Annotated in this window: 13 protein-coding genes; 7 read left to right on the top strand and 6 right to left on the bottom strand. The window is 73.5% G+C overall.

Going from position 1 to position 13486, the window contains the following annotated elements; all coding sequences use genetic code 11:
- Positions 1 to 50 precede the first annotated feature (50 nt).
- Complete coding sequence (locus R4Z63_RS01310; protein ID WP_384448856.1) at positions 51 to 293, bottom strand: DUF6332 family protein; 243 nt, start codon at positions 291 to 293, stop codon at positions 51 to 53.
- Between the two features lie 185 nt (positions 294 to 478).
- Here R4Z63_RS01310 and R4Z63_RS01305 point away from each other — a divergent pair, with 185 nt between their 5' ends.
- Positions 479 to 1720 (top strand): NAD(P)/FAD-dependent oxidoreductase, encoded by a 1242-nt coding sequence (locus tag R4Z63_RS01305; protein WP_384448859.1) that lies wholly within the window; start codon positions 479 to 481, stop codon positions 1718 to 1720.
- 14 nt (positions 1721 to 1734) lie between these two features.
- Here R4Z63_RS01305 and R4Z63_RS01300 read toward each other — a convergent pair whose 3' ends face one another.
- Positions 1735 to 3252 carry a serine/threonine-protein kinase gene (locus R4Z63_RS01300; protein WP_384448862.1) on the bottom strand — a complete coding sequence of 506 codons (1518 nt, stop codon included), beginning with the start codon at positions 3250 to 3252 and terminating at the stop codon, positions 1735 to 1737.
- Between the two features lie 356 nt (positions 3253 to 3608).
- Between R4Z63_RS01300 and R4Z63_RS01295 the strand changes: the two genes are divergently transcribed.
- Both R4Z63_RS01295 and R4Z63_RS01290 read left to right on the top strand, forming a co-directional pair.
- Positions 3609 to 4787, top strand: coding sequence for a 4-hydroxybenzoate 3-monooxygenase (locus R4Z63_RS01295; protein WP_384448865.1), 1179 nt, complete (start codon positions 3609 to 3611; stop codon positions 4785 to 4787).
- 129 nt (positions 4788 to 4916) lie between these two features.
- Positions 4917 to 6668, top strand: a complete 1752-nt coding sequence (locus R4Z63_RS01290; RefSeq protein WP_384448868.1) for a methyltransferase — start codon at positions 4917 to 4919, stop codon at positions 6666 to 6668.
- 111 nt (positions 6669 to 6779) lie between these two features.
- Here R4Z63_RS01290 and R4Z63_RS01285 read toward each other — a convergent pair whose 3' ends face one another.
- On the bottom strand, positions 6780 to 7187 hold the full coding sequence (locus R4Z63_RS01285; protein WP_037922319.1) for a RidA family protein: 408 nt from the start codon (positions 7185 to 7187) through the stop codon (positions 6780 to 6782).
- A 98-nt stretch (positions 7188 to 7285) separates the two neighbouring features.
- Here R4Z63_RS01285 and R4Z63_RS01280 point away from each other — a divergent pair, with 98 nt between their 5' ends.
- From R4Z63_RS01280 to R4Z63_RS01270, 3 genes are all read left to right on the top strand, one after another.
- A complete protein-coding gene (locus tag R4Z63_RS01280) occupies positions 7286 to 7681 on the top strand; it encodes a winged helix-turn-helix transcriptional regulator (RefSeq protein ID WP_384448871.1) in 396 nt (131 codons plus the stop codon).
- Between the two features lie 67 nt (positions 7682 to 7748).
- Complete coding sequence (locus R4Z63_RS01275; protein ID WP_384448874.1) at positions 7749 to 7949, top strand: three-helix bundle dimerization domain-containing protein; 201 nt, start codon at positions 7749 to 7751, stop codon at positions 7947 to 7949.
- A 38-nt stretch (positions 7950 to 7987) separates the two neighbouring features.
- Positions 7988 to 8377: a hypothetical protein gene (locus R4Z63_RS01270; RefSeq protein ID WP_384448877.1), complete on the top strand. Its 390-nt coding sequence runs from the start codon at positions 7988 to 7990 to the stop codon at positions 8375 to 8377.
- 73 nt (positions 8378 to 8450) lie between these two features.
- Here the strand turns inward: R4Z63_RS01270 and R4Z63_RS01265 are convergent, their stop codons facing one another.
- From R4Z63_RS01265 to R4Z63_RS01255, 3 genes are all read right to left on the bottom strand, one after another.
- Positions 8451 to 9701, bottom strand: coding sequence for a cytochrome P450 (locus R4Z63_RS01265; RefSeq protein WP_384448880.1), 1251 nt, complete (start codon positions 9699 to 9701; stop codon positions 8451 to 8453).
- Positions 9702 to 10008: 307 nt separating this feature from the next.
- Positions 10009 to 10440 carry a subtilase-type protease inhibitor gene (locus R4Z63_RS01260; protein WP_384448884.1) on the bottom strand — a complete coding sequence of 144 codons (432 nt, stop codon included), beginning with the start codon at positions 10438 to 10440 and terminating at the stop codon, positions 10009 to 10011.
- A gap of 418 nt (positions 10441 to 10858) precedes the next feature.
- The gene (locus R4Z63_RS01255; RefSeq protein ID WP_384448888.1) at positions 10859 to 12400 is read right to left on the bottom strand and encodes a fused MFS/spermidine synthase; all 1542 of its coding nucleotides are present in this window, start codon (positions 12398 to 12400) and stop codon (positions 10859 to 10861) included.
- A gap of 318 nt (positions 12401 to 12718) precedes the next feature.
- On the opposite strand from R4Z63_RS01255, the gene R4Z63_RS01250 reads away from it, so the two are divergent.
- Positions 12719 to 13471: an SOS response-associated peptidase gene (locus R4Z63_RS01250; RefSeq protein ID WP_384448891.1), complete on the top strand. Its 753-nt coding sequence runs from the start codon at positions 12719 to 12721 to the stop codon at positions 13469 to 13471.
- Positions 13472 to 13486: the final 15 nt, after the last annotated feature.

The following is a 13486-nucleotide window of genomic DNA, read 5'->3' as shown; positions in this document are numbered from 1 at the left end:
GGGCGCGGCGCCCGGCAGCGCGGCCCCGGCAGCCTGCGGACGGCACGGTCCTAGCGATTGCGTCCGTGCTGCCAGAGGACGTGGACGACCCGAAGCACCCCGAGGACTCCGCCCATCGACGCGCCGGCCAGTACGAGGAAGTCCTCGAACCCGCCCGGCAGGTCCCACACGGCGACCGGCCCGGCGATCGCCGCAAACACGACGGCGCCGAGGAAGCAGGCGCTCAGCAGCGCGTATCCGATCTCGACCGTCATCGCGTCCCGTTCGGCCTGGCCCCGTCGTCTCGTCGTCATGCTCGAAGGATCGCATGCGGTGGCCGGCGGGCGCCGCGGCAGGGGCGCACGAGGGGGCCGCGGGGGGCCGGACGGGCGGCGGCCGAGCCCCCGGGCGGTGTCGCATCCGTGTCCGGGCGATGAGCGGAACACAGTGAACGGGCGGCGCGGGCCGTATCGGAGCGACATGTGAGAGAGGTGGTCGTATGTCTTCAGCCCTGGAGGCGACGGACGCACTGGTCGTCGGGGCCGGAGTCGCCGGGCTGGCGTGCGCCCGGGATCTGGCCGCGGCCGGCGTGAGCGTACGGGTCGTGGAGGCGGGCGACGCGGTCGGCGGCCGGATGCGTTCCGACCGGATCGGTGGCTTCGTCGTCGACCGCGGGTTCCAGGTGTTCAACACCGCTTACCCCCAGGTGCGGCGCAGGTTCGACCTGAAGCGACTCCGGCTGCGGCCCTTCACACCGGGCTTCCTCGTCCACACCCCGGCCGGTCGGCTCCGCTTCAGCGATCCGACCCGCCGGCCGCGCGCGCTGCCCGGACTGCGCGCGGTCCGCACGGCCGGACCGCGCGACCTGACCGCCCTCGGCCTGCTGTCCGCCCGCGACATGCTGCTGCCCCCCGGCCGGATCAAACGGCGTCCGGACACCGCCACCCGCACCGCACTGGCCGACGCGGGGCTCTCCGAGGAATTCGTCGAGAGGTTCCTGCGCCCCTTCCTGGCGGGGGTCTTCCTGGAGGACGAACTGGAGACCTCCGCCCGGGTGTTCCACCTGGTGTGGCGGAGCATGCTGCGCGGGACCGTGTGCCTGCCGGCCGAGGGCATCGGGGCGGTCCCGCGGGCCCTCGCGACCGGCCTGCCGGAGGGCACCGTACGGCTGGAGACCCCGGCGGCCGGGCTGACGGAGGACGGCGTCCTGACCGCCGAGGGCGCGGAGGTCCCCGCCCGCGCCGTCGTGGTCGCCACCGGCCCGGGGACGGTTCCGGCACTGCTGCCCCAGGTCGCCCTGCCCGACTACCGGATCGTGACGACGTACTACCACGTCGCCGAGCGGTCGCCCCTCGGCGAACCCACGCTGCTCGTGGACACCCGCCGCCGCTTCCTGAACACCTGCGTCCTCAGCGAGGTCGTGCCCTCCTACGCCCCGCGGGGCCGCAGTCTCGTCGCCACTTCGGTGCTCGGCAGGGACGGCCAGGGCCGCGAGCGCGAGCTCCGGGCGGCGCTCGCGGAGGCGTACGGCACGGACACCGACGGCTGGGACCTCCTCACCGTCCGCACCGTCGAGGACGCGCTGCCCGCCATGGCACCGCCCCAGGCGCTGACCCGCACCACGCGGGTGGCGCCGGGCCGGTACGTGTGCGGCGACCACCGGGCCACCGGCTCCGTCCAGGGCGCGATGGCCTCCGGCGCGCGGGCCGCCCGCGAGGTCCTGCGCGACCTGCGGCGCTGAGGCGGACGGGGGATTCAGCCGGTGCAGGTGATCGAGAACGGCACCGGGCGGGAGAGGACCCGGGCGGGGCTCTGGAGTTCCACCGCCATCCCCGTGGTCAGGGTGCCCGTCTTCGCGTAGGCCGCCAGGCGTACGGTGTCGCGTCCGGTCGGGTTGGCCTCGCCGCCGACGGACATGGTGCGCCACTGGGGGTCCACCACCGAGCCGTCGCCGGACACCCAGCGGTAGGAGATCAGCGTGGGCTCGGACGCGCTGAACGTCGCGGTGAACGCCGGGGCCCGGCCCTCGGGAGTCGGGCAACTGCCGCTGTAGGTCGTGTTCGTGCCCGTCACCGACATCCGTACGCCGGCACCCGCCGCGGTGGCGGTGCCGGCGCCGCCACCGTCGCCGCGGGTGAGCACGTGGGCCAGACCGCCGGCGACCAGCAGGCAGGCGGCCGCGCCGGCGGCGAAGGCCGCCGTCCGGCGTCGGCGCGGCGGGCCGGAATCCGCACGGGGCCCGGCGGGCGGCTCGGGCGCGTCCTGCCGCCCGGCGGACACCTCCTCCGGTGCGCGGGAGACGGCGGTGGCCGTCGCCGAGGCCGTCCCTTCGACGGTCTGCGCGGGGGCCGGGACGACGCGGGAGGAGGCCGTGACGGCATCCGTCCCCTGCGCGATGTCCCGCAGGGCTGCGGCGACTTCGGCGGCGGGGGTTCGCTCCGACGGCTCCTTGCGGAGCAGTCCGGCGATGACCGGGGTGAGCGGGCCGGCCCGCGTCGGCGACGGCGGCTCCTGTTCCACCACGGCCCGCAGGGTGCCCAGCACGGTGTCCTGCCGGAACGGGGAGATCCCCTCCACGGTCGCGTACAGCATCACACCGAGGGACCACAGGTCGGACTCCGGGCCCGACGGACGGCCCAGTGCCCGTTCCGGCGGCAGGTATTCGGGGGATCCGACGACCTCGCCGGCCATGGTCAGGGCGGTGCTGCCCTCGACCGTCGCGATGCCGAAGTCGCCGAGTACCACCCGCCCGTCCTCGGAGAGCAGCACGTTCGCCGGCTTGACGTCCCGGTGCTCGACCCCGACGGCGTGCGCGGCGCGCAGCGCGCCCAACACCTCCGCGCCGATGCGTGCGGCGTGCCGCGGGGCGAGCGGTCCCCCGGCACACAGCAGATCCGCCACCGACGGCCCGCGGATCAGTTCCATCACGATCCACGGCCGGTCGTCCTCCATGACCACGTCGTGAACCGTCACCACGTTGCGGCCGCCTATCCGGGCGGCCGCCCACGCCTCCCGCTCCAACCGGCCGTACATCCGTGCGATGTCACCGGCCGGCAGGCCGGCCGGAACCCGCACCTCCTTGACGGCGACCTCCCGGTGCAGGGTCTCGTCGCGGGCCCGCCAGACGGTGCCCATGCCGCCTGCGCCGAGCCGGGACAGCAGCCGGTAGCGGTTCGCGATCAGCACGTCACCGCCCGCCGCGCTCGCTGTCGGGGCGGCAGTGGCGGCCGTGAGTGCGGGCCCCGCCGGGGTCTCGGATTCCTCGTTGTGCATGGGGTGGTTCTCCCTCGTATCGCCGGCCGACGCGAACATCACGTACGGGCGCGGCGCCGGGTTCAGCGGAGCTCGGAATCCGTCGGGTGCCGGGCCGGGGCGATAGGCCGAACGGCCGGGCACACGGTGGGGCGTGCGCGAGAGCGCGCGTGCTTCCGTACGCCCGGCGCGTACCACCGGAAGGGCGTGGAATCCGGCCTAGGGGCCCGGATTTGCCGGGGAGCGACAGCCGTACCGATAGTCACTTTATTCCCGCCTTCGGATGGCTTGGGTAGGTCGGTGGATCTACGCGTGCTTATGCTTCACCCGTTATGACGGAACGTAACGACCCTCACACATCCTGTAGATCGGCCGACGTGGTGGTCCTCGGAGCGGGCCCCGCCGGGCTCGTACTCGGAGTCCTGCTGCACGCCGCCGGGATCGACTGCCTCATCCTTGAACGCGCCTCCCGCGCCCGGGTGCAGACGCGGGCCCGCGCCGGGTTCCTCGCCCCGAACACCGTGCGGATCCTGGACCGCCACGGCCTCGCCGGCGGCCTGCACCGCGACGGCCGCCGCCACGGCGCATGCGAGTTCCGCACGCAGGACGGCCGGTTCCGCCTCGACTACGGAACTCTCGGCCAAGGCGGTCGGCACCACGTCTACCCGCAGCAGAACCTGGTCACGGACCTGCTGACCCACTACCTCGACATCGGTGGACGCATCCGCTTCCACACCGACGCGCTCGCCGTGCACGACGCCGACAGCGCCCGGCCGTCCGTCACGACCCGCGAGCCCGACGGCCGTTCCATCCGGTGGAACGCCCGGTACGTCGCCGGCTGCGACGGCCGGCACGGGGCCGCCCGCCGCTCACTGCGGCCGGGCACCGCCCGCTACCACCACCACGACCACGGCGTGACCTGGCTCGGCCTGCTCGCCGAGACGCCGCCGAGCCTCGACGCCGTCGGATACGCGGTCCACGGCCGGGGCTTCGCCGGACACATGGCCCGCACCGCGGACGTCACCCGCTACTACCTCCAGTGGCAGCGCGGCGCGCCCGCCGACGCCTGGCCCGAGCAGCGCCTCTGGGACGAGCTCGACCTCCGCATGCGCGCGGCGGACCACGGCCCGCTGCAACGGGGCCGACTCCTGGAACGCGGGGTCTTCGACCTGACCTGCGACGTCGTCGAACCGCTGCGGCACGGTTCGCTGCTGCTGGCGGGCGACGCGGCGAGCCTGCTCGCCCCGGCCGCCGCGAAGGGCGCCAACCTCGCCGTCCTGGAGGCCGAGATCTTGGCGGAAGCCCTCGCGGACGCCCTCCTGCGGGGGGACACCGCGGGACTCGACGCGTACTCGGACCGGTGCCTGGCGCACATCTGGCGGGCGCAGGAGTTCACCGGATGGATGACCCGCCTCCTGCACGCGCCACCCGAAGGGAGCCCGGGCGCCGGTGCCGGACCGCACTTCCAGGCGGGTCTCCAGCGCTCCCGGCTCAACTCGCTGCGCACGTCCCGCATCCACCAGGACTGGTTCGCCGAGAACTACGTCGGCGTGTGACCCGCCGCGGCGCACCTCCCCGGTCTCCCCTTCCGCGCCGCCTCCCGCGCCGCCTCCCGTGACGCTCAGCCCTCCGCCTGCTTCGCCCTGCCCTGCTCAGCCCCGTACCGGCCCGAGGACACCCCCACGATGACGACGACCCTGCCCGACAAAACGTTGCTTCCGGACGACGTCGCAGACCTGCGCGCGGCCGCCCGGTTCGTCCGCGAGCACGACAGCGCCGACCTGCTCCCGCTCCTCCTGCCCGGACTCGACGGGCCGGACCTCCGCGCGCTGGCCGGGCGCTGTCGGTTCGCCCACGCGGGGCTGCTGGTCTTTCCGCCTGACGTGGAAGGCCTGCGCGCCCAACTCGCCGCCTGCGAACTAGACATCGACACCCCGTCCCACCCGAGCGTGGTGGTCCGTGAACGGCTCGCCCGCCGCCACGGGCGCGACCCGGCGGAGCTCGACGTCCGGATCCTGCGCCCCCCGGTGTACGGCTCCGCCGGGCAACGGCGCGCGGTCGAGGTGTTCGCCCTGACCGTGCCTCCGCATTCCGGCCTGGAAGGGATCGCCGCCCACGAACGCGCGCGCCGGCACGAGGCGCACCTCGCCTTCGAGATCGATCACCCGGAACCAGTGGCGCTGCGGGGCCTGTGCGCGATCCTCGTCCGCCACGGCGCGAGGCCCGACGGCGGCGGCTACAACCCGCACGAGGACGGTACGGTCCTCTACTTCACCCTCCCCACCGAGGCGTCCTGCGCCTACGGGCGGCTGGAACTCTACGCCCGCGGTGACCACCGGGACACGCTCGCCCATCTGGACCGCCCGGACCGCTTCGGCCGTGCCCGCCCCGATGCCCGACCGCCTGCCGAAACGCTCCTCCACCTGCTCACCGGCGCGTGGACGACCCAGGCACTGGCCGCCTTCGCCCGTCTGGGCCTGCCCGACGCCCTGCAGACCCGTACCGCGTCCCGCCCCGAGGACCTCGCCCGGCGGATGGGCGCGCAGCCCCGAAGCCTCGCCGTGCTGCTGCGCCACCTGGCCATGATCGGCGCCGTCGCCGAGGAGCGGGAGGGATTCCGCCTCACGGAACTCGGCGCTCTGCTGCGGGCGGACGCGCCCGGCTCGATGCGGCCACTGGCCCTGATGTACGGCGGCCCGTTCTACCGCTCCTTCGGCGGCCTCGACCACGCGGTGCGCACCGGACAGCCGGCCTTCGACCAGATCTTCGGGGAGAACCACTTCGACCACTTCGCCCGCGACCCCGAACTCGCTTCGCTCTTCGATCAGTCCATGGCGGCGAGCGCACGGATGTTCCAGCCGCTCCCCACCCACCCGGTCATCACAGCCGCCGCCCAGTCCCCCGAGCCCGCGACCGTCGTCGACGTCGCAGGCGGCAACGGAGAGCTCCTCGGCCGGATCCTCTCCGCTCACCCGCGCCTGCGCGGCGTCCTGCTGGAACGGCGGCACGCCGTCGAGGCCGCCCGCCGCCGGCTCGACGCCGGAGGCTGCGGAGCGCGCTGCGACTACCAGGTGGGCGACTTCGCCGATGTGCCGCCCGGCGGCGACGTCTACGTCCTCTCCCGCGTGCTGCACGACTGGGACGACGACCGCTGCAGGGCCATCCTGCGGTACTGCGCCCGTGCGATGCCCACCCACGCCGACCTGCTCGTGGTGGAGCGCCTCCTGCCCGCCGACGGCTCGCCCTCCCTGGCTACCGCCTGGGACCTGCACATGCTGTGCAACGTCGGGGGGCGAGAACGCCGCGCCGACCACTACGCCCGCCTCCTGGCCGATGCCGGCCTCGAACTCGTCGGCCACAGCTCCCTGCCGCTGGACGCCCATGTGCTGCACGCCCGCAGGGCGGCCGTACCGGATCCCGTCACCCGGCGGGGCTGAGGCTGCGGCGCCGCGCGTACATCCGTCCCGTCTCCGCCTCGGTCCGCCGGCCCGGGACACGTCGGATCCACCTGGTGACCGACGCACCCCGGGGCCGCCGACCGGGCCCGGTCAGTCCAGGACGGCGGTGGCTTCGACCTCCACGAGGTGCTCGGGCACGTCCAGGGCCGCCACGCCCAGGAGCGTGGCCGGCGGGACCGGGGTGACCCCCAGCTTCGCGGCCGCCCGGGCGATCCCCTGCATCAGCCGGGGCATCTTGTCGGGGGTCCAGTCGACGACGTGGACCGTCAGCTTCGCCACGTCCGCGAAGGAACCGCCGACCGCGGCCAGGGCGATGCCGACGTTGAGGTAGCACTGCTCGACCTGTGCGGCGAGGTCGCCCGCGCCGACCGTTGCCCCGTCTTCGTCCCAGGACACCTGCCCTGCGACGAAGACGAGCTTCGACCCGGTCGCGACCGACACCTGCCGGTAGGCGCCGATCTCCGGCAGTCCGGTGGGGTTCATCAGGGTGATGGCCATGCCGTCCCTCTCTTTTGGCTCTCTTGTGGTTACTCAGGAACCGTAGGAGAGTGAACGCTGACGTGGAAGAACGCACTTTTCAGTGACGGGGGAACCTCATGGTGACCAAGCAGTTCAGCGGCTCGCCGGACGAAGCGGACCTGCGGCGCGCGGACTCCCTGGCGCGGCAGATCTTCTCGGACGTCGCCAACAAGTGGGCGCTCCTGATCATCGAGGCCCTGGGGGAGCGGACCCTGCGCTTCAGCGAACTGCGCGACGACGTCGAGGGCATCAGCCACAAGATGCTCACCCAGAACCTGCGCATGCTGGAGCGCAACGGTCTGATCGAGCGGACGGTGTACCCGGTGGTGCCGCCACGGGTGGAGTACGTGCTCACCGAACCGGGTCAGGCCCTGCGGGTGACGATCGACTCCCTGTGCGCGTGGACCCACCGCTACCTCGGCCATATCGAGGCGGCCCGCCACCGCACGGACGGGGCACAGGACGGCCGGTGATCGACTTCCCGGCCGGAGGACGCTCCGCGAAGATGAGGTGAGGGGATCCATCGGGAGGCTGAGGCGTGTGACCGCGGATTCAGAGGACGCACTCACCATCCGCGCCGTCGCCGAGCGGCTGATGAAGGCGCACCCGCAGGTCGACGCAGGCCTGGTGCAGAGCTCGGTACAGACCGCGTACGAGGAGCTCAAGTACGCGCGGGTGCGCACCTACCTGCCGGTACTGATGGAGCGCAGGGCGCGGGACCTGCTTCCTTCCGATGATTAGCGGCCACGGACGGCCGTGCGAGTGACAGGACGAACCCCATGACCATCGAAAGCGTGCAGATCACAGCGGCCACGGGGCACTGGTCGGCGGGCGCCCGGTCGCGGTGCCGGGGTGGCAGCTCCGGCCTCTCCCTCTGGTCCAGGGATTCGGTCCTGTCGATCGGGTCCGTCGGCTCGGTCCTGTCGATCGGATCGGTCGGCTCGGTGCTGTCCGTCGGCTCCGTGGGCTCCGCCCTCTCCGCGGCGTCCGCCGGATCCTCCCTCTCGCTGCTCTCGGCCGGGTCCTGGCTCAGCCTGGGCTCGGTACTGTCCGCGCGGTCCCGCTGGTCGGTGCTCGCCTGGCGCTCGCGCGGCGGTTTCCTGACCGCGGGGGCGGTCACCGCTGCCGCCCTGTACGCGCTGCACCGCCACGGCTGCGGAGACGCGTGAGGTACGACGGGCGGGCGGGCGGGACGGGGCTCGGGCACTGCCTGCGCCCGCCGGGGCACCCGGACGGGTGATGTCAGGGGGTGCGGATACCGTCGCAGGCGATGGGCAGGTGTCGGGGGCCGCGCAGCACCGCGTTGCGGCGGTATGGGGGCGGGTCCTCCAGCAGCCGGGGGTTGTCCAGGCGCCGGGCCAGCTCGCTCAGCGCCAGCTGGGCCTCCAGTCGGGCCAGCGGGGCGCCGAAGCAGCTGTGGATGCCGCTGCCGAGACCCAAGTGCTGGATGTCCTCGCGGTCGGGGTCGAAGCGGTCGGGGTTCTCGAATCGCTTCGGGTCGCGGTTGCCGGACGCCAGGACGAGGGAAACCGTGGCGCCTTTGGGAATGGTGACCCCCGCGACCTCGATGTCGGCGAGCGTACTGCGCCGCGGCAACATGTGCACGGGCGGTTCGTACCGCAGCAGCTCCTCCACGATCGGGACGGACAGGGCGGGGTCCTCGCGCAGCCGCTGCAGCACGTCCGGGTGACGCAGCAGGGTCAGCATCCCGTTCGTGATCAGGTTGACCGTGGTCTCGTGACCGGCGATCAGCAGCAGCGCCGCGGTACTGACGATCTCCAGCGTGCTCAGGGAACCGTCCGGTTCCTCGTCGATGGCCGCCAGCTGGGACAGCATGTCCTCGCCCGGGTGTGTGCGGCGCTCCTCGATCAGCCCGCCCAGGTACATGCCGAGTTCCAGCTGGGCGGCGGACGCCTCACTGCGGCGTTCGGCGGGGTCCGCGCCGGGTGCGGGGTCGAGGCTGGCGGCGATGGTGTCGGCCCAGACGTGGAAGCGCGACTCGTCCTCGTGCGGTATGCCGAGCAGCCGGCAGATCACCGTCACGGGGAACGGGTAGGAGAAGTCTTCGACCAGGTCGATCCGGTCTGGGTTCCCGGAGGCGGCGATGCTGTCGATGAGGCCGCCGACGATGCCGTCGAGCTCACCGCGCATGTCGTGGACCTTGTGCGGGGAGTGCGGGGGCCCGAAGGGACGGTTGGTGATGCGCCGCAGCCGGTCGTGGTCCGGGGGGTCGAGCTTGAGGAAGACCGGAGGCAGGGCCGCCTCGTCCCCTTCGTCCTGCGTCAGCGGATCGCTCGACGGCATGGTCAGGTTGTGGGGGTCGGAACTGATGCGTGGGTCGTGCAGCAGGCCGTGTATCTCGTGGTAGGTGCTCACGAGGTACGGCCCGTCCTCGTCGTGGAACACCGGTGTCTTGCGTAGTTCCTCGTACAGCGGGTAAGGGTCGGCGCGGTTGGAGTAGTCGACGATCTGCCGGAGCATGGCTCTGCCCATGGGATGTCCTCGTGCGGCTCGCGGGGTCGGGGCGTGGAACTGAGCGCGGGCTGGTGGCGCGCCCGGCGCGGCCTGGCGGAGTGGGCGGCTCCGGCCCTGAGTCGGCTTTCGCCGTCCGGTCCGCCCGCGTCCTGCTCGTCGGTCGACTCCGGGCCCGGTCCTACCCAGCATGCACAAAGGCCCCCGGTATCGCCTGCCGGGCGGGGGAGCCGCAGGTCATGCCCTCGTTCGGGCGGAGGGCGGCGCGGCCCCGGGCCCCGGGAGCGCGGCGGGGCAGCGCCGGGCGAACAGGGGCCGGGGCACGGGCTCAGAAGGCGTACACCGGGTTTCCGTTCAGGGTGGTGGACATGATGCACGTGTTGGAGAAGGTGTGCTCCCAGGCCACGCGCCTGCCGTGCAGCACACCGTCCGCGGTGACCGTGACCGGGTCGAAGTACAGGGGGCAGGCCCGCGAGGTGTTCGGATCCGCCAGCAGGCGGTTGAGCTCGCCACCGGTGGCGTTGAGGGCGTCGCACGCGGCCCTCGGGTCGGGGTGGGTGCCCTCGGCGGCGTAGGCGCAGCTGAGGGTGGCCGCGCGCACGGCCCCGTCCGTGTCCGCGGGCGTTCCAGAGGCATGGGCGATGGTGAAGACCATCGCGGACGGGCCGTGCCCGCCCGCGGGTTGGGCCTCGGCGAGCCCCGTGGTGCCTGCAACGCAGAGAAGGCTGAGTGCGGATGTGGCGATGATGCGGCGGCGCATGACAGATTTCCCCTTCGAATCCAGGTCGATGACGGTTCGGCACCTCTGGTCCGGTGCTCAACCGGGGACGAGCCTGGCAGGTTCGAAGGAGGGCCGCCAACGGGCGGTCGTTTTACGGACAGTTCGTTCGGATACCGGTGCCCTCTGCGGTGTTCGCGCAGCTGGCGGGGCACTTCCCGGGCCCGCCGCGCGGCTCAGGGGACGATGTGCGCCGCGCGCCCCGCAGCGCCCGGCCTGGTGGCGGCGGTGGGCGGTTCGCCGGATTGCCCCGCAGGGTGACGGGATGGATGCGCTCGGGCCGCGCCGGACGCCCCGGCGTCGCCGTGCCGGCGCGGCGTCCGGTGCTGCTCCACGAGCGCCACGACCCGGGGGCGTGGTCCTCGCCCGTCACCGGCCTCGGGGCGTGGGCCGCTGCCCGTCACCGGCCGCTCGGTGGGCCGTAGGGCTGGAGGAGCTGGTCGACGGGCGCGTAGTCGTCGGTGAGTGGTCGGGCGCCCCCGGTCCAGGAGGCGAGTTCGGCACCGCTGACGATCTTCCAGCCGCTCTGCCGGGCGTCCAGCGCCTTCTGGGCCGCGCCGAGGTCGACCGGTCGGTCGGACGCGAGGACGACCAGGTTGCCCCCTTTTGGGGCGGCGGTCGGGTCGAGGCCGATGTCCGAGGGCTCGCCGACGAGCGCGACGTGTGCGAAGGTCTCGCCGAGGGTGGCCACTTCGGCTCGGGCGAAGGCCAGAGCACCGTGGTCGATGAGGTTGGCGACGTAGAGGCCGTCCTCGCCGAGCACCCGCCGTACGTCGGCCATCGCTTCCAGCGTCGTGAGGTGCCACGGCACGCTCACGCCCCCGAAGGCGTCACCGACGACGAGGTCGCGACTGCCGGTGTCCAGTCGCCGCAGACCGATCCGGCCGTCCTCCACGCGTACGCCGATGTCCCGTCCCGGCCCCTTCCCGAGCCCGAGCCGGTCGCGGTCGATGCGCACGACCCCGCCGTCGATCTCGGACACGAGGCTGCGCGTCCCGGGCCGCGTGGCCGCGAGGTAGCGGGGGAAGGTGAGTCCTCCGCCGCCCAGGTGGTGGGCGGTCAGCGGCTCACCCGCGGGAAAGGCGGCATCGACCACCGACGCGATGGCGCGCACGTACGCGAACCGGAGGTGGGTCGGGTCGTCGACGTCCACGTAGGAGTGTCGTACGCCGTCCAACACGAGGGTGCGGCCGCTGCCCCGCTCGGGATCCGCGACGACCCGCGCACAGTGGTACCTGGTCTCCATGTCGCAGCCGCCGGGTGCGACGGCGGTGCCGAGGCCGCCTGCGAGGAGCGCGAGGATGAGGGCAGGGGCTCCGGTCCACCCGCGCGATCGCCACTCCACCAGCGCCGAAGCGGTCACCAGGAGTGTTCCGAGTCCGATCAGGATGGCGCTGACGGGCAGCCGCGCGATGAGGACGAAGCCGGTCAGGACCGTGCCGGCGATGGAGCCAGCGGTGCCCACGCCGGAGAGCCGGCCGACGACCGTTCCCGTCTCGGCGAGGCTGGTCAGGTGCAGCTTGGTCACGATCGGCGTGACCGCGGAGAGCAGCGCGCCCGGCACGAGGATGGTCAGGGACGCGATCAGCAGGAGCAGCGCCGGTGCCCACTCCGCGGTGGTGCGCAGCACCGCCGGGGTGAGCGCCACGGCGGCTCCCGACACTCCGAGCGAGGGGCCGATGAGCCGGCGCGGATCGACCTGGTCGGCGATGCGCCCGCCCAGCCAGGAGCCGGCGGCGATCGCGGTGAGGGCGATGCCGATCACCAGCGTGCTGGTTTCGAGGGTGAGGCCGAGGTAGGGAGCCAGCAGGCGCAGCGCGACGATCTCCACCACCAGGACCGACGCCGAGGCTCCGAACACCAGCGCGGCCGCTGTACGGGGACCCGGTCCGCAGGCGCGGGGCGTGCCCTCGGCGATGGGGGAGGAGGACGATCCGGTCACGGCCGACATCCTTGCACGCACCGCAGGGACCGTATGGAGAAAGCGCGCGCTCCGGCCTTCCCGTGGGGTGGCCGGCCGCACCGGCGGTGCCCGGGGCGAAGCGCCGCCACCCCTGCCGCCGTTCTGCCGGTTCCTGCGCTCCGACCACCCGGAACGTCCCGCAGAGCCCTCGGACGGGATGCGCCCGAGGCAGCCGCCGCGCCATCCTCGCCGGGCCCCGGGGGTGCGTCGCCGCGAGCCCGGCCAACTGCCACGATCGAGTGGTGCGGGTTCGCGGCGCGCCCGGCCGAAGCCGTGCGCAGGTGGCAGGGTGGAGACATGTGCGGCCGATACGTCTCCACCCGGGGCCCCGAGGACCTCTCCGGTCTCTTCCGGGCGAGGCCCCCGGACCCCGGGCAGGAGCTGGAACCCAGCTGGAACGTCGCCCCCACCGACGCCGTCTGGGCGGTGCTGGAGCGCGCGGACCGGGAGACGGGTGTGCTGGAGCGCAGGCTGCGGCCCCTGCGGTGGGGGTTGGTGCCGTCGTGGTCCAAGACCCCGTCCGGCGGCGCGAAGATGATCAACGCTCGGGTCGAGACGGTGCACGAGAGGCCCGCGTACCGGCGCGCCTTCGCCAAGCGCCGCTGCCTGCTCCCGGCGGACGGGTTCTACGAGTGGCGGGCCGTCCCCGCGGCGGCCGGCGTGAAGGCCCACAAGCAGCCGTACTTCATCCGGCCCGAGGACGGCGCCGTGATGGCGATGGCCGGGCTCTACGAGTTCTGGCGCGATCCCGGCGTCGCCGACGAGGACGATCCGGCGGCATGGTGGGCGACCTGCACGATCATCACCACCGAGGCGACCGACGGGGCCGGCCGCGTCCACCCCCGTATGCCGCTCTCGCTCGCCCCGGCCGACTACGAGGCCTGGCTCGACCCGTCCCACCAGGACGCGCAGGAACTGCATGCCCTGCTCGCCGCGCCCGGGGGCGGCCGACTGGACGTCCGGGCGGTGTCGACGGCGGTCAACAACGTGCGCAACAACGGGCCCGAGCTCCTCGACGACCCCGCGGACCCGGCGCCCGCGGCGTGGTGAGAAGGGCCCTGCGCC

The sequence above is a fragment of the Streptomyces sp. PL-29 genome, assembly GCF_058344425.1.
This window is presented reverse-complemented; position numbering and strand designations above follow the sequence as displayed.